The sequence below is a fragment of the Flavobacterium amnicola genome (genome assembly GCF_004122165.1).
GTDB lineage: Bacteria > Bacteroidota > Bacteroidia > Flavobacteriales > Flavobacteriaceae > Flavobacterium > Flavobacterium amnicola.
Genome location: NZ_SBKO01000001.1, coordinates 181,546 through 204,425 on the forward strand (window position 1 = coordinate 181,546; position 22,880 = coordinate 204,425).

Annotated in this window: 19 protein-coding genes; 10 read left to right on the forward strand and 9 right to left on the reverse strand. The window is 35.3% G+C overall.

Features of this window, described 5'->3' with window-relative positions; all coding sequences use genetic code 11:
• The first annotated feature begins 6 nt into the window (after positions 1-6).
• Positions 7-1,152, forward strand: a complete 1,146-nt coding sequence (locus EQG63_RS00845; RefSeq protein WP_129433345.1) for a GNAT family N-acetyltransferase — start codon at positions 7-9, stop codon at positions 1,150-1,152.
• Here the strand turns inward: EQG63_RS00845 and EQG63_RS00850 are convergent.
• The gene (locus EQG63_RS00850) at positions 1,145-1,537 is read right to left on the reverse strand and encodes a DUF4345 domain-containing protein (RefSeq protein WP_129433347.1); all 393 of its coding nucleotides are present in this window, start codon (positions 1,535-1,537) and stop codon (positions 1,145-1,147) included. The genes EQG63_RS00845 and EQG63_RS00850 overlap by 8 nt on opposite strands.
• 17 nt (positions 1,538-1,554) lie before the next feature.
• Complete coding sequence (locus tag EQG63_RS00855; RefSeq protein WP_129433350.1) at positions 1,555-3,474, reverse strand: ABC-F family ATP-binding cassette domain-containing protein; 1,920 nt, start codon at positions 3,472-3,474, stop codon at positions 1,555-1,557.
• Positions 3,475-3,538: 64 nt separating this feature from the next.
• On the opposite strand from EQG63_RS00855, the gene EQG63_RS00860 reads away from it, so the two are divergent.
• Positions 3,539-3,925: a DUF983 domain-containing protein gene (locus tag EQG63_RS00860; RefSeq protein ID WP_129433353.1), complete on the forward strand. Its 387-nt coding sequence runs from the start codon at positions 3,539-3,541 to the stop codon at positions 3,923-3,925.
• Here the strand turns inward: EQG63_RS00860 and EQG63_RS00865 are convergent, their stop codons facing one another.
• From EQG63_RS00865 to topA, 7 genes are all read right to left on the reverse strand, one after another.
• Positions 3,926-4,975: an NAD(P)/FAD-dependent oxidoreductase gene (locus EQG63_RS00865; RefSeq protein WP_129433356.1), complete on the reverse strand. Its 1,050-nt coding sequence runs from the start codon at positions 4,973-4,975 to the stop codon at positions 3,926-3,928.
• Between the two features lie 67 nt (positions 4,976-5,042).
• A complete protein-coding gene (gene porN, locus EQG63_RS00870; RefSeq protein WP_129433359.1) occupies positions 5,043-6,050 on the reverse strand; it encodes a type IX secretion system ring subunit PorN/GldN in 1,008 nt (335 codons plus the stop codon).
• 47 nt (positions 6,051-6,097) lie between these two features.
• Positions 6,098-7,624: a type IX secretion system motor protein PorM/GldM gene (gene porM, locus EQG63_RS00875; protein ID WP_129433362.1), complete on the reverse strand. Its 1,527-nt coding sequence runs from the start codon at positions 7,622-7,624 to the stop codon at positions 6,098-6,100.
• 53 nt (positions 7,625-7,677) lie between these two features.
• Positions 7,678-8,322 (reverse strand): type IX secretion system motor protein PorL/GldL, encoded by a 645-nt coding sequence (porL, locus tag EQG63_RS00880; RefSeq protein ID WP_129433365.1) that lies wholly within the window; start codon positions 8,320-8,322, stop codon positions 7,678-7,680.
• Positions 8,323-8,370: 48 nt separating this feature from the next.
• Positions 8,371-9,765: a T9SS ring complex lipoprotein PorK/GldK gene (gene porK, locus EQG63_RS00885; protein ID WP_129433368.1), complete on the reverse strand. Its 1,395-nt coding sequence runs from the start codon at positions 9,763-9,765 to the stop codon at positions 8,371-8,373.
• A gap of 147 nt (positions 9,766-9,912) precedes the next feature.
• On the reverse strand, positions 9,913-11,058 hold the full coding sequence (locus EQG63_RS00890) for a formimidoylglutamase (protein WP_129433370.1): 1,146 nt from the start codon (positions 11,056-11,058) through the stop codon (positions 9,913-9,915).
• A 3-nt stretch (positions 11,059-11,061) separates the two neighbouring features.
• Positions 11,062-13,578: a type I DNA topoisomerase gene (gene topA / locus EQG63_RS00895; protein ID WP_129433374.1), complete on the reverse strand. Its 2,517-nt coding sequence runs from the start codon at positions 13,576-13,578 to the stop codon at positions 11,062-11,064.
• A 210-nt stretch (positions 13,579-13,788) separates the two neighbouring features.
• Here topA and miaB point away from each other — a divergent pair, with 210 nt between their 5' ends.
• The 8 genes from miaB to EQG63_RS00935 all read left to right on the forward strand — a co-directional run bounded on the left by miaB (position 13,789) and on the right by EQG63_RS00935 (position 22,874).
• Complete coding sequence (gene miaB / locus EQG63_RS00900; RefSeq protein WP_129433377.1) at positions 13,789-15,237, forward strand: tRNA (N6-isopentenyl adenosine(37)-C2)-methylthiotransferase MiaB; 1,449 nt, start codon at positions 13,789-13,791, stop codon at positions 15,235-15,237.
• Between the two features lie 63 nt (positions 15,238-15,300).
• The gene (locus tag EQG63_RS00905; protein ID WP_129433380.1) at positions 15,301-16,545 is read left to right on the forward strand and encodes a sigma-54 interaction domain-containing protein; all 1,245 of its coding nucleotides are present in this window, start codon (positions 15,301-15,303) and stop codon (positions 16,543-16,545) included.
• A 31-nt stretch (positions 16,546-16,576) separates the two neighbouring features.
• Positions 16,577-17,080, forward strand: coding sequence for an LptE family protein (locus tag EQG63_RS00910; protein ID WP_129433382.1), 504 nt, complete (start codon positions 16,577-16,579; stop codon positions 17,078-17,080).
• A gap of 4 nt (positions 17,081-17,084) precedes the next feature.
• The gene (locus EQG63_RS00915) at positions 17,085-17,966 is read left to right on the forward strand and encodes a tetratricopeptide repeat protein (protein ID WP_129433385.1); all 882 of its coding nucleotides are present in this window, start codon (positions 17,085-17,087) and stop codon (positions 17,964-17,966) included.
• 2 nt (positions 17,967-17,968) lie between these two features.
• Positions 17,969-18,346: a preprotein translocase subunit SecG gene (gene secG / locus EQG63_RS00920; protein ID WP_129433388.1), complete on the forward strand. Its 378-nt coding sequence runs from the start codon at positions 17,969-17,971 to the stop codon at positions 18,344-18,346.
• Positions 18,347-18,482: 136 nt separating this feature from the next.
• Complete coding sequence (locus EQG63_RS00925; RefSeq protein WP_129433391.1) at positions 18,483-18,758, forward strand: co-chaperone GroES; 276 nt, start codon at positions 18,483-18,485, stop codon at positions 18,756-18,758.
• A 32-nt stretch (positions 18,759-18,790) separates the two neighbouring features.
• Positions 18,791-20,422 carry a chaperonin GroEL gene (groL, locus tag EQG63_RS00930; protein WP_129433394.1) on the forward strand — a complete coding sequence of 544 codons (1,632 nt, stop codon included), beginning with the start codon at positions 18,791-18,793 and terminating at the stop codon, positions 20,420-20,422.
• A 94-nt stretch (positions 20,423-20,516) separates the two neighbouring features.
• Positions 20,517-22,874, forward strand: a complete 2,358-nt coding sequence (locus tag EQG63_RS00935; protein WP_129433396.1) for a hypothetical protein — start codon at positions 20,517-20,519, stop codon at positions 22,872-22,874.
• The last annotated feature ends 6 nt before the right edge of the window (positions 22,875-22,880 follow it).

Genomic DNA, 22,880 nt, shown 5'->3' on the forward strand with positions numbered 1-22,880 from the left:
TTGACTTTGGAATCAATTACATTTAAAATTCACAACGACATTACTCAACTTCCCACTACTTGGAACCAAGTAGCGACTGATAATGCTTTTTTACAAACACAGTATTTATCGGTTTTGGAAGAATCGGCACCCGTGAATATGCAGTGTTTTTATATTTCTATTTATGAAAAAGAAGAACATATTGGCGTGGCACTTGCCCAATATCTCGAAGTAGGCAAACTGGAGTCTTTTGGCGACAGAGAAAATTGTTTGAAAACAAAAATTAGAAATTTTGTTTTTAGAAATTTCGCATCTCATGTTTTGTTTTTGGGCAACAACATGATTACAGGCCAAAATGGGTATGCTTTTAATAAAGCAATCGATTTTAAGCATATAAGTGATGTGTTAGTTCAGTGTTCAGACGAAATTATTGCTTATTTCAAAAAACAAAACATCACAATTCACATTGTTTCCTTTAAAGATTTTTACCAACATTGTTCGGAGGAATTGAAAAAATATGATTTTGGAAAAATGTACGACTTTAACGTACAGCCCAACATGATATTTGAATTGCACTCGGATTGGAAAACCGAATCGGATTACGTGGCAGCTTTTTCAAAAAAATACCGCGACCAATACAAACGCTCACACAAAAAAATTGAAGGCATAGACGAAAAAGAATTAAGCTATGAGGAAATCGTAGCACATGAAGAACGAATTTACGAACTATACCATCACGTGGCTAAAAACGCCCCTTTTAATACGTTCTTTTTAGCCAAACATCATTTTTCTACCTTTAAAAAACAGTGTGGCAATCAATTTAAATTGTACGGTTATTTTTTGGAAGGAAATTTGGTTGGATTTCACACCTTGTTACTTAACGGTGAAACATTGGAAACCTATTTCTTAGGGTATGATGACCATATTCAAAAAGAAAAAATGCTTTACTTAAATATGTTGTACAACATGACCAAGTTTGGCATCGAAAACGGATTCAAAAAAATAATTTTCGGAAGAACTGCATTAGAAATTAAAAGCTCAATAGGAGCCCAGCCTGTGATGATGTCGGGCTTTATCTTCCATTCCAACAAACTCATCAACAAATACATTGGGAAAATTTTTGAAAAATTAGAACCTTCGGTCGCCTGGCAACAACGTCATCCCTTTAAGTAGTTTTTTCAGTACTATTTTGTTGGTAGATATAAATCCCGTAAACCCCCAAAATCAATTCACCAGTAACACCAAATAACAACAAAGGTGACGGGATTCCATCAAAAAGCATACTGATAATTCGTCCGAAAGCCAATCCGAACATAAAAATAAAGTTAGAAACGGTGGCAATTTTCCAATATTTCGAATTACAAATCCCGAGAACCCAAAGTATTGCAAAGGCAATGTAAATTCCCATGATTGCTTTTAGAATATTTTGCTCGTCAATCGTACTTACTGTAAGTTTAAAAAACACTTCAGGAGCAAAACCATAAATTAGGGAAACGGGCAACACCACAACAGAAGAAATGATTAAGTGGGTATTTTTAATAGCATGACTTCTTTTCATTTCTTTAAGTTTATCTCCTACAAGTTATCAATTTCCAACTGAACTACTTCCCAATCTCCCAATAATTTTTCCAATTCCAGTTTCTTTTTTTCATAAGCGGCAAAAAAACTGGCATTTTCGATATGCTTATCATAATTAGATGCCAATTCCTTGTCGTCATTTTGAATATCTTTTTCCAATTGCTGGATTTGACTTTCAATTTTTGACAATCGGTTTTGAAGCGATTTGCTTTTCTTCTGATCTTCGTAGGAAATTGCTTTGTTTGTTTTGTTTTCGGCTGAGTTCGAACTCAAAGCAACGGTATCTTTTTTCTCCACTTCCCGCATGTTCTCCAAATTGCGCTGTTCTAAGAAGTAGTTGATATCGCCTAAATATTCTTTTATTTTTTGATCTTTGAATTCGTAGACTAAATTCGACATCCCTTGCAAGAAATCACGATCGTGAGAAACCAGCAACAAAGTTCCTTCAAACTTTTGTAATGCTGCTTTTAATACATTTTTAGACTTGATATCCAAGTGATTCGTAGGCTCATCCATCAGCAACACATTAATCGGTTGCAATAACAATTTACATAAAGCCAAACGGTTTCGTTCGCCACCTGAAAGCACTTTTACTTTCTTTTCTACATCATCGCCACGAAACAAAAAGGAACCTAACATATCGCGTACTTTAGAACGATTGGTATCGGTTGCGGCGTCTTCCATCGTTTGCAACAAAGTGATTTCTCCATCTAAGTATTCGGCTTGATTTTGAGCAAAATAACCGATTTGTACATTATGTCCAAGTTTGATTGTCCCTTCGTAGTCAAATTCGTTTACAATCGCTTTGATAAAAGTCGATTTTCCTTGACCATTTTGACCCACAAAAGCAATTTTACTGCCACGTTCTACCAAAAGTGAAATGTCGGTTAAAATTGTTTTATCTCCATAGGCTTTGGTCACATGCTCCGCTTCCACCACTACTTTCCCCGGCACCTTTGAAACTGGGAATGAAATATTCATTACGGAATTGTCGTCTTCATCGACTTCAATTCGTTCTACTTTATCCAATTTTTTAATTAAAGACTGCGCCATAGAGGCTTTAGACGCTTTGGCTCTAAACTTTTCGATTAATTTTTCAGTTTCTTCAATCTTCTTAGCTTGATTCTTTTGAGTCGCCAATTGTTTTTCACGAATTTCATGACGCAATTCCAAATATTGCGAATAGGGCTTATTGAAATCATAAGCTTTTCCTAATGAAATTTCGATAGTGCGATTGGTTACGTTATCTAAAAACATTTTATCGTGCGAAACGATTACGACCACACCTGGATAATTACGCAAGAAATTTTCCAACCAAATAATACTTTCGATGTCCAAGTGATTGGTAGGTTCATCCAAAAGCAGAATATCGTTCGATTGTAGCAACAATTTCGCCAATTCGATACGCATACGCCATCCACCAGAAAAAGTCTCTGTTTGGTTGTTAAAAACTTCTCTTTTGAAACCCAATCCCAAAAGAATTTTTTCGGTATCGCCAACATAATTGTACCCGCCTAATAATTCAAATCGGTGTGTGTAATCGGATAAATCTTCTATAATTTGCGAATATTCTTCACTTTCATAATCAGTACGAGTAACCAATTGGTGATTGATTTCTTCTAATTTCTTTTCCACTTGTTTGATATCCGTAAAGGCTTGATACGCTTCCTCCAAAACTGTTCTTCCTTGTTCGAAATCAATATCCTGACGCAAAAATCCAATACGAACTTCTTTTTCGGTAGCAATTTGACCAGAATCCGGTTTAAAATCACCTGCCAAAATTTTTAGCATGGTTGATTTTCCAGCACCATTTTTCCCAACAAGACCAACTCGGTCGCCCGACCCCATTCTGAATGTTACTTCTTCGAAAAGGTACGTACCACCAAAAGAAACCGATAAATTATGAATATTTAGCATAAATGTGATTATTGTTACAAAGGTAGTTTTTTAAATTTGGTACCTTTGAAGAAAATTTTTGCAAATGTTAAAAAAAGGATTGAAAGCGCACAGTATTTTAACAGGAAGTTGCCCAAGATGTAACGAAGAAAGCATGTATGCTGGCAAAAACCTGTATAATCCGAGTTATACGATTAAAATGAATGAAAAATGCAGTCATTGCGGCTTGCAATATTCTATGGAACCTTCGTTCTTTTACGGCTCGATGTATGTTAGTTATGCCCTTGGAGTTGGATTAGGAGTTGCCGCTTTTATTTTATTTTATTTTGGGTTGAAAACTAATTTAAAAACAGCATTCATTGGAATAACCGCTACTTTAATTCTGTTAATGCCCGTTTTAATGAGAGTATCAAGAAACGTATGGATCAATTTTTTTATCAGTTACGATAAAGATTGGGCGGCAAAAAAATAATTAGTTTATTTTTTTATCAAAACGACGAATACTGATTTGATTATCTAAAGGAGTACTATTTTCAATATTTTCAAACAACGCTTTGGCCAACCAAGGACCGAGCATAACGCCACGCGTTCCTAAGCCGTTTAAAACGTGAATTTTTTTGAAGGTTGTATGGTGACCTACTAATGGTCTTCGGTCTTTAACGGTTGGGCGAACACCAGCAAAATGCGAAATAATTTCAACATCACAATCAATTAATTCTTTCAAACTATCGATTAATTCTTGCTTTCCTTCTTCGGTTGGCGTATCGGTTTTATCTTCCCAATTATAAGTTGCCCCTACTTTAAATAAATCATTTCCGATAGGCAAAATAAAAATACTGGATTTCAAAACAACGTCAAGATTCAAATCGGGTGCTTTAATAATCAAAAGTTCTCCTTTTGTTCCATCTAATGGCAAATTGTTGAAATACGGATTGGCATGCAAACCAAAACCTTCTGAAAAGATGATATTTTTAGCTTTCGTTCCTTTATACACAACCGCATCCTCATTAACGATCAATTGAGAATAATCGAAAGTTTCATTGATGAATGCGTTTTGTTGCGACAAATATTGAATATAATTATCTAGCAACATGGCTACATCAACATAGCCCGTTTGCAAGACTTGTCCAAAACCGAATGTAGACGTAATTGACTGATATTCTTTATGGATGATTTCTGTAGCTAAAAAAGGTGCTAAATTGGGTTTGTCGGCCGCATGAAACCAATTGTTTTGCTCTTCGATAGAAGCAAATTTACGGTAGACAGGAATTGGAAAATCAAAAACTGTTGCAATTCTTTCGGAAATGGTTTTATAAAAAGGCAATGCAAACTCTAATTGTTCTTTGGCTTTCCACACCTCACTGAAACGTTTTAAAATAACAGGATTGTACAAACCTCCGGCAATACGAGATGAATTAGTAGAATAATTATCATACACTACAAATGATTTACCATTTTGCAGCGCTAACTCAGCAAAGGAAACACCTGCGATACCAGAACCAACAATAATATAATCAAGCATAGTACAAAAGTAAAAAACTCTCACCGTAATGGTGAGAGTTTTTTATGAAATTGGAGAAATTAATTTTTTAATACGTCCACATATCTTGTTCGAAGTTACGTACTTTTTCTTTTACTCTTTCAGACTCAAGTAATTGCATTAAAGAGTTGTCTTTTTTGTAATCCTTGATCTCTCTATCGTTGTAAACGTTCTCTTCTTTGTAAGTTACCGCATTAAAACGACGTGAGTTTAAAAGGTGATCAAAACTAATTGGCATAGAAGAGTTTTTATCATTGAAAGCTTTCCACTCATGTAATAGTTCACGAGCTCCTGGATAAAATATCCAGAACAAATCAACATATTCTTTTTCTTCTTTATCCATCGTATAAACGTCTGGAATAACAGGACAGATTCCTAAAATTCTATAACGTAAATCCGCTTGTCTTTTGTCGAAATACCAAAGACCTACCACTTTATAATCAGATACATCAATTGATGCTAAATCTGTTTTGTTGATATACTCTTCAGAAATTTTTCTTGAAGCAGGAATAGTATCAGTTTTCATCTTTCCTGTTTTCTGCTTCACCATTTTTTTCCCTTTCTTAACCATAGTGAATTCAGGTGTTTGAACTATTCTAGTTCTGAAAGCATCTGGATCTTCATTCATTTGCTCACGACCTGCATCTGTAGTATCGATTTTTGATAAAGAAGCATTGATATCTTTTAACGTCTTCTTTTCTCTGAAATAACTATCAGAATATACTTCTGTAATTTTTCCAGACTTGATTCCTTTTACAAGGACATCGTATAAAGAACGTCTTTCGTTACCGATACTTGCTGTATCAATAGGGTAATATAAAGGAAAGTTAACTCTTTCATCAAGGTCAATAATTTCCCATGTTTTTTTAGACATTAAAACGTCACGGTCATCAATATAACCATATTCTAAAGGCTTATCGTTATCTTTAAGCAATTGTGCTTCCGATTTTTTACCAATATCAGTTGGCACTTTAGCATTTAGTAGATTTGATTGTGCAAAAGCTGTACTGCTTGCAAAAACAAATGTTGTAACTAAAAATAAATTTCTCCAATTCATAATTTAATATTTGAGGCGTTTAAAATTTAAACGAAAATTTTATTTTTTTATTGTACCTCGTAAGTACAAGTTGAAACTCTCTTCGCTAACTGATCGATACCAGAGAAGTTTGCTTTAATTTCAGAAATAACTACTACGTCACCTCTTTGTGCTTTTTGGATTGCTGCTCTCGCTCTACCGTCCATTTTGCTACCAGAAACTACGATTGTAGGTTGTCCAGGAACTTTAACGTTAAATTGAGTTACATTTACTGTTACTGGGAAATCGAAATCTTCCATTACAGCAGAAATAGTACATGCTTCCAAGTTAGATTTAGAACCTTTAGCAGAAACCTCTCCACGGATTTTTCCAGTTGGAGCTGGCAAACCTTTAATACGGAATGCTTTTTTATCGCTAACTACTTTTCCATCAGGTAATGTAGCACTTACGTTAATCATAACTTCACTTCCTGAACCTGGACGTAAAATATATTTACCATCTGTACCAGACATACCTACTGCAGAAGCTTTTACTTTGTTGTTTGCAACACCAGCAAAAGAAATTGTCATAGGGTTCGGTACTCCACGGTAAACTACATTCATTTTATCAGCAGAAATAGTAGCAGAATTTGGACGAGGTACAACCACATAAGAACCTTCGAACTTTAAAGGAATGTTCTTTCCATCTTCTAAGAATGAAAATTGACCGTTAATTTTTTGCTCACCAACACTTCCTGCGGTTAAAGAGATAACCGCTTGACCGTTTTCTAATCTACCAGGACCTTGGAAAGATGTTGGTTTTGTGTTTTCGTCATAACGACCTAAAACTACTTTACCTTTAACAGTTTCTCCTTGGAAATAAGCATTTTTTTCTAAAACTACAATTGCTTGATAGTTACTGTAAGATGCAGCTTGCACGGCAGCTTTTCCTAAAGCAGCACTGATTACATCAGACTCTGCTTTTTTAGCATCATTTTGCCAAGCACTCAACTTCGCTAAAGACGCAATAGCTGGGAAACCTTTGAAATGGTAGTTTAAATATTTATCTTTCAATCCTTCTTTGTTAGCAACATCAGATAAATCGAATTTCTTAGTTACCTCATTTAAGATAGCTGCATACTTTTTCTCATTACCTAAAGCGGCTTTCATTTCACTTTTGAACGTTTCAATAGCTGCTACAACTTCATTACCTCTCTTAGTATAACCTTCACCGGTAAACCAGCTGTTATCTAAATTATCGGCTTTGTCCATTGCTTCATATGGCAATTTACCTTCTTCAGGTTCAACACCCGTTAAAACTTCTGCTTTTAACGTTTCAACGAAACTATAGAATTTTTTTGTAGCTGCTTCTACTTTATGAGCTGTAGCTGCTGCAACGGCGAATTCACCTTTTGCTTCAGTTGCTTTAGTATCTAAAGCCATCATCATTTGCTCATTTGTAGCTTTTGCTGATGAATTAGCTCCTTCGAACTTTTCGTTCATCAAACCAAAAGCAGATAATACTTCTTTTGACATGTTCATTGCCAACATCGCGATGAAAACCAAGTACATTAGGTTAATCATCTTCTGTCTAGGGGTTAATTTTCCTCCTGCCATTTTTTTTTAATTAGTTTTTGTTATTAAAATAAATTTTAGTTTAGAAAAACTAATTATCCTCTGTTACTCATTGCAGAAAGCATACCACCATAAACATTGTTTAATGAAGCAATGTTAGATGTCATCGATTGCATTTGCTCTTTTAATTTAGCAGCATTTTCAGCAATTTCTTTATTTGCTTCTGCATTACGAGCAGCGCTATCTAATTGTACTTTATATAAGCTGTTTAAAGACTCCATTGAAGCAGCAGCTGCCATCATTTCTTCAGCATATTTCTTTTGTCCTGCCATAGCATCTACAGTTGGAGAAATACTTTTTGCAGCACCTTCGAAGTTTTTAATACTATTCCCTAAGCTAGACATTAACTCACCGTCAATTTTAGCTTCTTTAAGCATAGCATCTAATTTTTGAGATAATAATCCTTGTGCATCTTTAGGATCTTCTTTTGCTTTTTTAGCACTTGGGTTACCACCTGCTAATTCTGGGTAAACTAATGCCCAATCCAATTCTTTTGCAGGCTCTTCAAATGCTGAAATTGCGAAAATCGCTGCCTCCGTTATTAACCCTATAGTTAACATCACAGTACCTGTTAAAGGTCCAAATTCAAAGTGAGCAATTTTGAATAATGCTCCGATAATAACTACTGCCGCTCCCATACCGTAAGCGAAATTCATAACTTTTGGTGATAATAATGCCATAATAATAAAATTTAGTTAAGTTAATATAATAATAATTGTTTGGTTTTTTTATTTTCCTGCGTTACCAGTTACATCAGTACCCATATAATCTTGGATAGTTCTGAAACCGATATAACTTCTTGCTGAATCTGCATATTCGAAATCACGAGTACTTACTTGTAGGTAATAAGCAACGTCTTTCCAAGAACCACCACGTATTACTTTACGCATGTTCTTTTGATCAGATACATTTGGATTCATTGTTGAAACAAATTCGTAAGCAGTTGGATCGTAAGCTGAATCCGTCCACTCTGAAACGTTACCTGCCATGTTATATAAGTTATAATCATTTGGCTCATAAGCATCTGCTTCTACTGTATATAAAGCTTGGTCAGCTGCATAATCTCCACGAACTGGTTTGAAGTTTGCTAAATAACATCCTCTGTCATTTTTAGCATAAGGACCACCCCATGGGAAAGTTCCTGATTCTAAACCACCACGAGCCGCATATTCCCATTCTGCTTCCGTTGGAAGTCTGTAGGTGTTGATGAAATCTTGGTGACGTCTTTTTCTTTCTGCATTGTGGTATAATGTTCTCCAAGCACAAAATGCTTTCGCTTGTTTCCAAGTTACCCCAACTACTGGATAATCAGCATATGCTTGGTGCCAGAAATAATCATTATGCATTGGCTCATTATAAGAATAAGCGAAATCTTTAATCCAAACTGTTGTATCAGGATAGATTTTTTGTTTTTCTTTTCTGATAAACTCTTTACGTTTTCCAACTTTAGCTTTAGCTGCAGCTTGAATATCCATCCAAGAGTAACGGAATTCTAATTTATTCACATCAATAGTTCTCAAACCATTATATGCTTCTTCAACTGGAATATACATAGAATCCATAACCTCTGTATAGTTAGCATCAGGATATTGACTTGTATTCCATTTAAGATTTACTTTTTTATTCAATTTTCTACCTGCATATGGATCATCTCCTGAACCCATGCTATAGTAATTGTCATACATATACTTATCGTACACACTCATTTTTGTAGTATCCGCATCTTTGAAAGCGTAGTCATTAATGCTACCACCTTTTTTAGACGACTTTCCACTAGCGTCTGCAGGAGCACCTAACTCGTCAGCAGCAATAGCCAATTTAGTTCTTACAATAGAGTCTCTTACCCAGTACACAAACTGTCTGTACTCACTATTTGTGATTTCTGTTTCATCCATGTAAAATGAACGTACAGTAACTGTTTTAGTAGGCGCATCTTGCACATTAGCTAAATCATCATCTGATTTACCCATGATAAATGCCCCGCCTGGGACTAAAGTCATACCATAAGGTTTCTCTGGGTGCCAAGCTTTACCTTTCACACCTACAAGTTGCCCTTTGTCACTTGATCCTCCACAGCCGTATAAAAACGAAACCAGTACTGCTAATAAAATGAACTTCTTCATATAAATTTGGGTTATGTATGTATTCATATAGTTTTAAGGGCGTAAACCTATTTATTTATTTTCTAAAAAACAATTTTTTTGCTAAAAAAACCTTAAAAAAATTTAATTAGCTTGATTTGCCCTATTTTAAAATTACAATTTGTTACTTTATATTATATCTTTTCGTTGTGCTTTCCACCATCTTTCCGGAACTAGCCCTTTACATGCTTCTAAATAATCATCATGAGTGCAAGGCAACAACGTAGTTTTATTTAATTTATTATTCAAACTCGATAAAAAACTTATTTCTATCCACCAACGTTCTGTTTTATTACTTTTATAAAAGATCAATTCATCTTCTAAAGTCACAATATATTTGATGTATTCTTCTTTGGTTCCGAAAGGATATTCGTTTGATCTGAAATGGAATCCTTCAATAAAATACCATAATATTTGCGCAATTAATACTTTTTCACTTGGTGCAAAACTAGTATTGAAAACACCGAAACTCGTCACTTTATCACTTATTCCGGCGTAACGGGCAAGTGCACAAATTTCCTTTCCATTAAAACCATTAGGCGTAAATTTACTAAAATTTCCCGAATCTGAGGACTTAACCGACAATAAATCTATGGAAACCAAATCGGCATCACGCAAAACAGGTTCTGTAATGGCTGGATTATTACAAACTTCTCCCAAACGATAGGCATCGAAATATAATTTCTCTATTAAATCGATCTCTTCTTGTGAATTATAATACGTCTGATACCCAATATTACTGTAGTTGAATAAATTATTGGGCTCTTCGACTATCATTTTCGTTAGAAACGAATCGGACGCCACACTATTTTCTTTGGCAAAATCGAATTTACTATCGATAGAAACTACATTCGCCATTTGTTCCAATTGATCATAGGCGCGATACATCGCATAGGTTAAATCTTGAGAACCCCCAATTACAACAGGAATGATTTTATTTTTCACCAAATGAGCCACCGCGTTTTTCAAGACATAATAGGTGTCTTCAATATCATTCCCAGCAACTACATCTCCTAAATCAACAATTTGCGCATTCCAATTTCCAGGAAACAAGGCGTAAAATTCTTTACGAATAAAACTCAAATCTACGGCTTCATTATTTTTACCTGCGCCTCTGTCTTCCAAAACTCCAATAATAGCAATTTTTGCAGATTCTAATTTTGGAAAATCAGTCTCCGTATGAAACACAGTTTTCTGCCCCAAGGTTTGCGAAGACAAACTTTGAATATACTGAATTACATCTGCAGAAACAGGTTGAAAAAAATCAAAAACCATGTCTTACTTCTTTTTTACTGGTGCTTTTTTAGTTGTAGCTTTCTTCGCCGCAGGTTTTTTCGCTGCTGTTTTTTTAGCTGGCGTTTTGGCTTCAATCATTTCTTTAACCTTTTCTAAAGTCAATTTTGAAGCATCAATATCTTTGTTCAATTCGATTTTGATTTTCCCTTTGGTGATCACCGAACGGCCCCAGCGTGCTTTTTCCACTTTGATGCCTTCTTCTTCCCAATGATGCACCACCTTATCGATATCTTTTTGGATTTTATCTTCAATCAATTCGACTAAATCCGATTGAGATAAATTATCAAAATTATATTTCTTACTCACATTGATAAAAATGCCATTCCATTTGATGAAAGGCCCGAAACGTCCTACCCCCTTTTGAATGTCCATACTTTTGTATTGACCTATAGGCGCGTCTGCTTGATTTTTCTCCTCAATTAACTCTTGCGCTCTTTCCAAAGTCACATCCAAAGGCTCTTCTCCTTTTGGCAAGGAAATAAAAGTTTTACCGAAACGAACATAGGGCCCAAAACGACCATTGCTCACTTCCACTTCTTCTCCTTTATATATCCCTAAATTTTTAGGTAGTAAAAATAAGTTCAGTGCATCTTCTAAATTAACCGTGCTTATATTTTGTTCGGCACGAAGACTTGCAAATTGTTTGTTTTCATCATCGGCTTCTCCAATTTGCACCATCGGTCCAAATTTTCCCAAACGAACTGAAACTTGTTTGCCTGATTTCGGGTCAATTCCCAGAATTCGTTCTCCACTTTCACGGTCGGCATTTTTTTCTACATCTTGAACATTGGGATGGAAATGACTGTAAAAATCATTCATCATCTTGGCCCATTGCATATTTCCTTCTGCAATTTCGTCAAAATCTTGCTCTACTTTTGCGGTGAAGTTATAATCTAAAATCGTTTCAAAGTTTTTTACCAAGAAATCATTAACGATAATTCCGATATCGGTCGGCACTAATTTTCCTTTGTCGGAACCAACATTTTCAGTTAAAACTTGCGAAGTAACTTCCGCATTTTTCAACACTATCTGATTGTATTTTCTTTCCTGTCCTTCAAAGTTTCCTTTTTCTACATAATTTCTATTAATAATCGTAGAAATCGTTGGTGCATAAGTTGAGGGACGACCAATTCCTAATTCCTCTAATTTCTTCACTAAAGAAGCTTCGGTATATCGTGCAGCAGCTCTCGAAAAACGTTCGGTTGCTGTGATGTAATTATTTTTTAAATTTTCATTTACTTTTAATGCAGGCAGCATTCCTTCTTCTTGCTCGTCTTCGTCATCGTGTCCTTCTAAATACACTTTTAGAAATCCTTCGAATTTGATTACTTCACCAGTTGCCGTAAATGTTTCCTTATGATTATTGGCCTCAATTTTAACATTGGTACGCTCCAATTGTGCGTCGCTCATTTGAGAAGCCAGCGTTCTTTTCCAAATCAAATCATACAAACGTGCTTGATCTCTATCGATATCTACCGTATGACGCGACATATCAGTAGGACGAATCGCTTCGTGAGCTTCTTGCGCTCCTTTAGATTTGGTATTAAAACTTCTTGGTTTGCTAAATTCAGCACCGTAATAACTTGTAATTTCAGCTTGCGCTGCTGCCATTGCTTCTTGAGAAAGGTTCACACTATCGGTTCTCATATAAGTAATAAGTCCCGCTTCGTATAAACGTTGGGCAATTTGCATCGTAATTCCTACCGGCAAATACAATTTACGAGCCGCTTCCTGTTGTAAAGTTGAAGTGGTAAAAGGTGCTGCAGGAGATTTTTTAGTCGGTTTTGTTTCCAAATCACCAACTTTATAGGTAGAACCAATATTTTGTTTTAGGAAATTTTCAGCTTCTGTTTTGGAAACAAAGTTTTTAGGCAATTTTGCTTTGAATGATTTTCCGGCCTCGTTTACAAATTCGGCAGTAATACTATACGACGCTTCCGCTTTGAAATTTTGAATTTCACGTTCACGCTCCACAATCAAACGCACCGAAACCGATTGCACACGGCCAGCCGACAATCCTCCTTTAACTTTTTTCCAAAGTACTGGAGACAATTCATATCCAACCAATCGATCTAACACACGACGTGCTTGCTGTGCATCGACCAAATTATAGTTAATTCCTCTCGGGTTTTCAATTGCTTTTTGAATCGCCGATTTGGTAATTTCATGAAAAACAATACGTTTGGTTTTATTTGGATCTAATTTTAATTCTTCCGCCAAGTGCCAAGAAATAGCCTCTCCCTCGCGGTCCTCATCGGAAGCCAACCAAACCATTTCGGCAGATTTAGACAAGTCTTTCAATTTTTTCACCAATGCTTTTTTATCGGCAGAAACTTCATATTTAGGCTTGAAGTTATTCGCTACATCTACTCCAATCTCCTTTGACGGTAAATCGGCAATATGACCATAACTCGATTCTACTTGATAGTCTTTCCCTAAAAATTTCTCGATAGTTTTCGCCTTTGCAGGTGACTCAACGATGACTAAATTCTTTGCCATTTGTATTTTTGTTTGTTCGGCAAAAGTAGATTTTTTTTTTAAATATTGAATTTTTGTTTTCTTTTTTAAGTTGAACGGAAACATTTCACCGATTTATACCTTAATATATATACACTAAAAAATAATAATTTGTTAAACAAATCTGACATCTTGTCAGAAAAACATTTTTAGTATTATATTTGCAGACATTTTTAGACGCAAAGGCAAAACATGGAAAAGGAAATAGATGAAAAGAGACAAGGCACCAGCCTCGTTTTACAAGAAAAAGAAGGAAATACAAAGAAACTTTTCATAGAAAGTTACGGATGTGCTATGAATTTTTCCGACAGTGAAATCGTAGCTTCCATCTTAACCGAACAAGGTTATAATACGACTCAAAATTTAGAAGAAGCCGATTTGGTTTTAGTCAACACGTGTTCTATACGTGATAAAGCAGAAATGACTGTTCGTAAGCGTTTGGAAAAATACAATGCGGTTAAACGCAGTATTAATCCAGGCATGAAAGTAGGCGTTTTAGGCTGTATGGCCGAACGTTTAAAAAGCCAATTCTTGGAAGAAGAAAAAATCGTAGATATGGTGGTTGGACCTGATGCTTACAAAGACCTACCCAATCTTTTAAAAGAAGTAGAAGAAGGACGTGATGCGATTAATGTCATTTTATCCAAAGATGAAACCTATGGCGATATTTCTCCTGTACGTTTAAATTCTAATGGAATTAACGCTTTTGTATCGATTACTCGTGGTTGTGATAACATGTGCACCTTTTGCGTAGTACCTTTTACACGTGGTCGTGAGCGTAGCCGCGAACCACAATCTATCATTGAAGAAATTCAGGATTTATGGGACAGAGGTTTTAAAGAAATTTGCTTGTTAGGTCAAAACGTAGACAGTTACCTATGGTATGGTGGTGGTTTGAAAAAAGACTACGACAAAGCGACCGAAATGCAAAAAGCTACTGCTGTTGATTTTGCTCAGCTATTAGAAATGTCGGCAAAGCAATTCCCTAAAATGCGTTTTAGATTTTCGACCTCTAATCCACAGGATATGCACGAAGAAGTATTACACGTGATTGCCAAATATGACAACGTATGTAATTACATTCACTTGCCTGTGCAGTCTGGAAGTACTCGAATTTTAAAAGAAATGAACCGTCAACACACCCGTGAAGAATACATGGAATTGATTGATAAAATCAAACGCATTATTCCAGGTTGTTCGATTTCACAAGATATGATTACTGGCTTCCCAACGGAAACAGAAGAAGATCATCAAGACACCTTGAGTCTAATGGAATATGTACAGTATGACTTCGGTTATATGTTTGCTTATTCAGAAAGACCAGGCACACTTGCGGCACGTAAAATGGAAGACGATGTTCCTGAGCCTGTAAAAATGCGTCGTTTACAAGAGGTAGTCGATTTACAACAAGACATAAGTGCTAAGCGTACGGCTCGTTTCTTAAACCAAACGGTAGAAGTTTTAATTGAAAAAGAATCAAAAAAATCGGATGCACACTGGTCAGGAAGAATTTCTGAAAATGTGGTGACCGTTTTCCCAAAAGAAAATTACAAACCTGGCGATTTCGTCTTGGTAAAAGTGACCGATTGCACTTCAGCAACTTTAATTGGAGAAGCGATAGGATATTCGTCTATGAATTAACAATTGATAATGGATAATTGACAATTAATTATCCATTGTTAATTACTAATTATAATATAAAAAATGGAATCAATTCAAGCCATAAAACAACGTTTTGAAATTATTGGGAACGACCCAAAGCTCAATCGTGCGATTGAAAAAGCCATTCAGGTTTCTCCGACTGATATTTCGGTATTGGTAACCGGAGAAAGTGGTGTTGGTAAAGAAAGTATTCCGAAAATTATCCACTCACTATCGCACCGAAAACATGGCAAATATATTGCCGTCAACTGTGGTGCTATTCCAGAAGGAACTATCGATAGTGAATTATTCGGACATGAAAAAGGGTCGTTTACTGGAGCCACTTCTACCCGTGAAGGCTATTTTGAAGTAGCTGATGGCGGAACAATTTTCCTTGATGAAGTGGGTGAATTACCGCTAACTACCCAGGTTCGTTTATTACGTGTGCTGGAAAATGGAGAATTTATAAAAGTAGGTTCTTCACAAGTCCAAAAAACCAATGTCCGAATTGTAGCAGCTACAAATGTGAATATGGCTGATGCTATTGAAAAAGGCAAATTCCGTGAGGATTTGTACTATCGTTTGAGTACTGTCGATATTAATTTACCGCCACTTCGCGAGCGCAAAGAAGACATTCATATTTTATTTAGAAAATTTGCTTCCGATTTTGCCCACAAATACAAAATGCCTCCAATCAAATTAGAGGATCAAGCTGTAAATTATTTGGTAAAATACCGTTGGAGCGGAAATATTCGTCAATTGCGAAATGCTGCCGAACAAATTTCGGTTTTGGAAACCAACCGCGACATTTCGTTACAAACTCTAATGTCCTATTTACCGGCTGAAGGCATTAATTTACCTTCGGTTATTGGGAAAAAGTCAGAAAATGATTTCTCAACCGAAAGAGACATTTTATATAAAGTTCTTTTTGACATGAAAAGTGACTTGAATGACTTGAAAAAACTAACGTTAGAATTGATGAAAAACGGTGCTAAAGTACAAGACATCAATCCGAGTTTGATTCAGAAAGTATACGGTAACAAAGATGAAAGTGAAATTTCTTTTGAAGAAACACCAAGAACCGCAGTCATTGCTAACGATATTCAAGAAGATTTTGACGACGACGAAGACGATTACATTTTTGCCGATACTATCGAAGAAGAAGATTCGTTACGCTTGGATCAAAAAGAAATCGAACTCATTAAAAAAGCGCTGGAACGCAACAAAGGAAAACGAAAAGCAGCCGCTGACGAATTGGGTATTTCAGAAAGAACCTTGTACAGAAAAATCAAACAATTTGATTTGTAAAATTCCAATCCCTATCTTTGGAACACTAAAAATGAAAAAAACATACTACATATTATTAGCTCCTTTATTTTTTCTACTGAACGGTTGTGGTATTTACAACTTTACAGGAACGGGAAAAATAGATGCCAACACGTTCCAAGTCAACACCTTTCAAAACGTATCCGAGTTGATTGAACCTGGAATTGACCGTCAATTTACATTGAAATTACAAGATTTAATTCAAAATCAAACGAATTTAAATCTGACGTCAACCGACGGTGATTTGATGTACGAAGGTGAAATTGTCGATTATCGCATTTCCCCGATGACTGCAACTGCCGATTTAACTGCTGCACAAAACCGATTGACAATTACTGTAAATCTTCGTTTTTCAAACAAAAAAAAACCCGAGGAAGATTTTGAAAAACGCTTTTCATTTTATTACGATTATGCTGGTGAACAACAACTTGTTGGCGCACAATTAAGAACGGCTTTAGACGAAATTTTCGAACGTATTACACAAGATATCTTTAATGACACTTTAGCCAAATGGTAATACTATGAATTTACACGAATTTACTTATTTACTCAATAAACCTGACGCTATAAACAATAGCCAGATAAGTGATTTGGATAAAATTCTAACTGAATATCCGTATTTTCAAAGTGCGAGAAGTTTATATTTGAAAGGACTTTTTAACCAAGATAGTTTTAAATACAATTCGGCATTAAAAACAACAGCAAGTTATACTTCGGACAGAAGTGTTCTTTTCGATTTTATTACTTCCGACCATTTTGTAGGAATCCAAAAAGCATTTTTTCAAGAAAAAGAAAATCAAATTTTCGCCATTCCGGTTGTAGACAGTTTTCAGGTAGAAAACGAAATCGTGTTGGAAGAAAAAATTCAAATTATTGAAGAATTTCCAACCGAAAATACCTTAGAAAAATCGATTATTTCATCTATTAAAGAGGCTACGCAAGATACGGAAGAAGTTGTCGTGGAAAGCAATCAAAATAATACTTTTGTTTTAGAAGAAAAACTAGAAATAGGCAAACCCTTAGATTTCAAACCATCGGAAACACATTCGTTTCAAGAATGGCTTCAATTGTCTAAATTACAACCTATTGTAAGAGAAGAAACGGAACCTAAGTCAGACAATTCTTTGGCGACAAAATATGAATTAATTGACAAGTTCATCGAAGCCAATCCAAAAATTACCCCACCAAAAGAAGACGCTCCTACTCCAATTTATACCCAAAAAAAGGAGGACACTTCATATTTGATGACCGAGACTTTGGCCAAAATATATTTGGAGCAAAAAAAATTCAGCAAAGCAATTCAAGCTTATGAAATATTAATTTTGAAATATCCAGAAAAAAGTAGTTTATTTGCAGACCGAATTTTAGATATAAAAGAATTACAACAAAATAACAATAAATAACAATGAGTACATTTTCAATTTTCTTAGTATTAATCACGATTGTTTGCTTTTTATTAATCGTAGTTATTATGGTACAAAACCCTAAAGGTGGAGGTTTATCTTCAACTTTCGGAAGTTCATCTCAAATGGGAGGTGTTCAAAAAACAACTGATTTCTTAGATAAAAGTACTTGGTATTTAGCTGGAACTTTAATCGCTTTAATATTATTATCTAGCTTAAGTTTTACAGGTGGTGCTAGCGATACGGGTTCTAAAGTAATTGACGAAACCGCAACTCCTTCAGCAATCCCAGCCGCTCCAGCAGCGACTCCTGCAGCAGACAACAAAACAACTGCTCCAGCAACATCGGAAACACCAGCTACGGAAGAAGCAAAAAAATAATTTTCGATATCACGAAAACTAAAAATGCCAGCCTGTCAGTGCTGGCATTTTTATTTAGTAATTTTGTCAGATTTTATCACTTGGCACAATTTCTGACAAAATAATAGCAAATAAAATTCAACTAAAATATAGTAAAATGGCAATAAAAATTCAACCTCTTTCAGACCGTGTTATCATAGAGCCTGCTCCTGCCGAAACGCAAACAGCCTCTGGAATTATTATCCCTGATACCGCAAAAGAAAAACCACAAAAAGGAACTGTTGTCGCTGTGGGTAACGGAAAAAAAGACCAACCCATGACCGTGAAAATTGGAGATACTGTTCTTTACGGGAAATATGCTGGTACCGATTTAAAATTTGAAAATAAAGATTATCTAATCATGCGCGAGGAAGATATCTTAGCAATTATCTAATCGAATAAGTAAATCAACAAATAAACAAGAAAATGGCAAAAGATATAAAATTTGATATTGAAGCACGTGACGGTTTAAAACGTGGTGTAGATGCATTAGCCAATGCAGTAAAAGTAACATTAGGACCTAAAGGGCGTAATGTTATTATTTCTAAATCATTTGGAGGACCAACCGTTACTAAAGACGGAGTTTCTGTTGCAAAAGAAATTGAATTGAAAGACACCCTAGAAAACATGGGTGCTCAAATGGTAAAAGAAGTAGCCTCAAAAACCAACGATTTAGCGGGTGACGGGACTACAACTGCAACCGTCTTAGCACAAGCTATCGTAAAAGAAGGTTTGAAAAACGTTGCGGCTGGTGCCAATCCAATGGATCTAAAACGTGGTATCGACAAAGCAGTAGAAGCAATTGTGGCTGACTTAGGCAAACAAGCCAAAGAAGTAGGTTCTTCTACCGAAAAAATCAAACAAGTAGCCTCTATTTCGGCTAATAATGACGAAGTGATCGGCGAACTTATTGCGATGGCTTTCGGAAAAGTAGGAAAAGAAGGCGTAATCACTGTGGAAGAAGCTAAGGGAACAGATACGTATGTAGATGTGGTGGAAGGAATGCAATTTGACAGAGGGTATTTGTCTCCGTACTTTGTGACCAACACAGAGAAAATGGAAGTGGAATTAGAACGACCTTACATTTTATTGTACGACAAAAAAGTATCTTCTTTAAAAGAGTTACTACCTATTCTTGAGCCTGTAGCCCAATCTACTAAACCTTTATTGATTATTGCAGAAGATGTAGATGGGGAAGCTTTATCTACTTTGGTAGTAAACAAATTACGTGGTGCCTTAAAAATCGCTGCGGTAAAAGCACCTGGTTTTGGAGACAGAAGAAAAGCCATGTTGGAAGACATCGCTATTTTAACTGGTGGAACAGTAATTTCGGAAGAAAGCGGATACAACCTAGAAAACGCTACTTTGGAAATGTTAGGTACTGCTGAAAAAGTTTCGATCGACAAAGACAATACGATTATCGTAAATGGTGCGGGTGAAGCTGATTTGATTAAAAATCGCGTCAACCAAATCAAAGCCCAGATGGAATCAACTACATCTGAGTATGATAAAGAAAAACTACAGGAGCGTTTGGCTAAATTAGCAGGTGGTGTTGCCGTACTTTATGTAGGAGCTGCTTCTGAAGTTGAAATGAAGGAGAAAAAAGACCGTGTGGACGATGCTTTACATGCCACTCGTGCTGCGGTAGAAGAAGGAATTGTTGCTGGTGGTGGTGTTGCTTTATTACGCGCAAAATCAGTTTTAGCAGCTATTAAAGCTGACAATGCTGATGAAATTACTGGAATTCAAATTGTGGCTCGTGCTGTTGAAGCACCTTTGAGAACCATTGTTGAAAACGCCGGTTTGGAAGGATCAGTTGTCGTAGCAAAAGTTTCCGAAGGAAAAGACAACTTTGGTTATAATGCTAAAACCGACGAATATGTTGACATGCTTGAAGCAGGAATCATCGATCCTAAAAAAGTAACGCGTGTCGCTTTGGAAAATGCTGCATCGGTTTCTGGAATGATTCTAACCACTGAGTGTGCTTTAATCGAGATTAAAGAAGAAAATGCTGGTGGCGGAATGCCAATGGGAGGCGGCATGCCAGGCATGATGTAATTTTAGACACAAAACATAGGGCAAAAGCCAAAAGTAAAAATCCGTCAAGAACTAAATTCGAGACGGATTTTTTATATTTGCCAAAAACCAAATAATGAACAAACTATTATATCTGCTAACTTTTTGTGTTATTTCAACTGTGTCAAAAGCACAAAATACTGTAGATGAAAAAAGTACAATTGAAAATAACACCGCTTATTTCAATCTTGAAAGAGAAAACATTCACACACAATTTAACAAAACTGTCTATACTACAGGAGAAACCATTTGGCTAAAAGGTTACGTAATCGATAAAATTACAGGTCTTCCCAACATAAAATCATCAAATATAATCATGGAATTGTTGAATTCTAATGGTGAAAAAATAGATTCCAAATTACTTTATTCTGAAAATAGTACCTTTCACGGATTTTACAATACTGATAAAATTACCGAATCGGGCAACTATTCTTTTCGATTCTTTACCAATTACATGAATAACTTTTCGGAAGATGAATCGAGCAGTTACGAAATTACGATTGTCAATCCGACGAATTACAAAATGGATTTGACTTCAAAATTCAATCCAAATAAAATCAACATCAATTATTACCCAGAATCTGGTGTTTTATTAGAAAATACCGACAACGATATTGTAGCCGAAATAAAAGATTGTAATGGCATTGGAAGTACTATAAAAGACATTGAAGTTTTGAACGATAAAAATGAAGTTGTCACTACTTTTTCAACTAATGAACAAGGCTATGGTAAATTTAAATTACTCGAATCGAAAAATTTAGAGTATAAAATTAAAATCAAGAATGAACAAAATATACTTCAAGAAAAAGTAATTGAAAAACCAAAAAAAATCGGTTACCTAATAAGTATAAATGATAATTTTAATTCGGAGACCTTATACGTTGATATTAAAACTAACAAGGCTACAATTGCTACAAATAAAACCGTTTGGTTGGGGATTCAACACCTTGATAATTTGAATTTAGTAAAAGTTGATTTTGACGCCAATACGCAACTAAAAAAATTAGCCTTTTCTAAAAAAGAACTTAATAATGGAATCACCAATTTTATTTTGTTTGACGAGAAAAAGGACATTATATCTGAAAGATTGTATTACAATTCCAAAGTAAACAGCGCTATTGAAATGACGAATAAAATTGTTACTAACGATTCAATCAAATACAAATTCAAAAGCAATTTTAATCTTGGCGAGTTAAGTTATAGCATCATGCCATCAAAAACACTTACAAGGCCAAACAAATACAGCATTCATTCAAGTCTTTTACTCAACAATCATTTAACTACCGAAATTACCAATAGTTCCTACTATTTTAACAATTACAATCGTTTAAAACATTTCGAATTAGACCTTGCCTTATTTGGAAACAAATACAAATACAATTTCCTGCAAAATATTAATATCCCTACCGAAAATTTTAAATCGGAAAATGGGCTATCACTAATTGGAAAAATAAATTCGGAAACCAGCAACAAAGACAACAAAATAAATCTGCTTTGCATTTCTACAGGTGTTAGTTTGAATACCGACATTAATGAAAAGAATGAATTTCAATTTGAAAATCTTGTAGTTAGTGATTCCACATCGATTTTTTTGTCGATGGTTAATAAAAAAAATGAAGTAAAAAATTTCGCCTCTGCCTTCAATTTAGTAAAAGCCAAAAACCAATTCTACAAACCTTTCAAAGCAAAACAAACATGCTTTGATGAAAGTGCAAACAAAGTAAGTTTTAAATTTCCTAAAACGGACAAAAACACGCATTTGCTAGACTCCATACAAATTAATAAAACCTTAGTCAAACCGAAATTAGTTAATCGTAAAAATGCTGCTTATGGAAGTTCTTTTATTGATGGGTATAAAATTGATGACGAACAAGTGAGACGATATTCGGATGTAATTAGTTTTATACGTGCCAAAGGATATAACATTGAGACAAGCGGCGGAAATGTTACTATAACAACTAGAACTTCCCGTAGTTTTAATCAAGACTCGACACCAACTATTCTGATTGATAATTCTCCTCTAGATGATTTTACATTTCTTTACGGAATGCGAATGGACCAGATTGATGAAATTTATATAAACAAAAGAGGATTTGGTGCAGGTAGTGCTGGAAGAAATGGAGTGATTAGCATTTTTACCAAAAGAACCATGGGGGCAGGGAAAACGGCATTTAAATCTAGTGCCAAAAATTACGTCTGTAAAGATGGGTTTACCCCTTTCTTACCTTTCAAAAACAATTTGTCCATTAATTTCAACGATGAAAGCTTTCTTAATTTCGGAAATGTTTTTTGGAATCCTAGAACGGTAACCAATCAAAATGGTGAATTCGAAATTTCGCTTCCAAAGGTGAACGATGGTGCACTTATTTTAGTTTTGGACGGAATAAACAGTACAGGGCAAATAATTTCCAAAACAATTGAAATACAACCTTAAGAAATA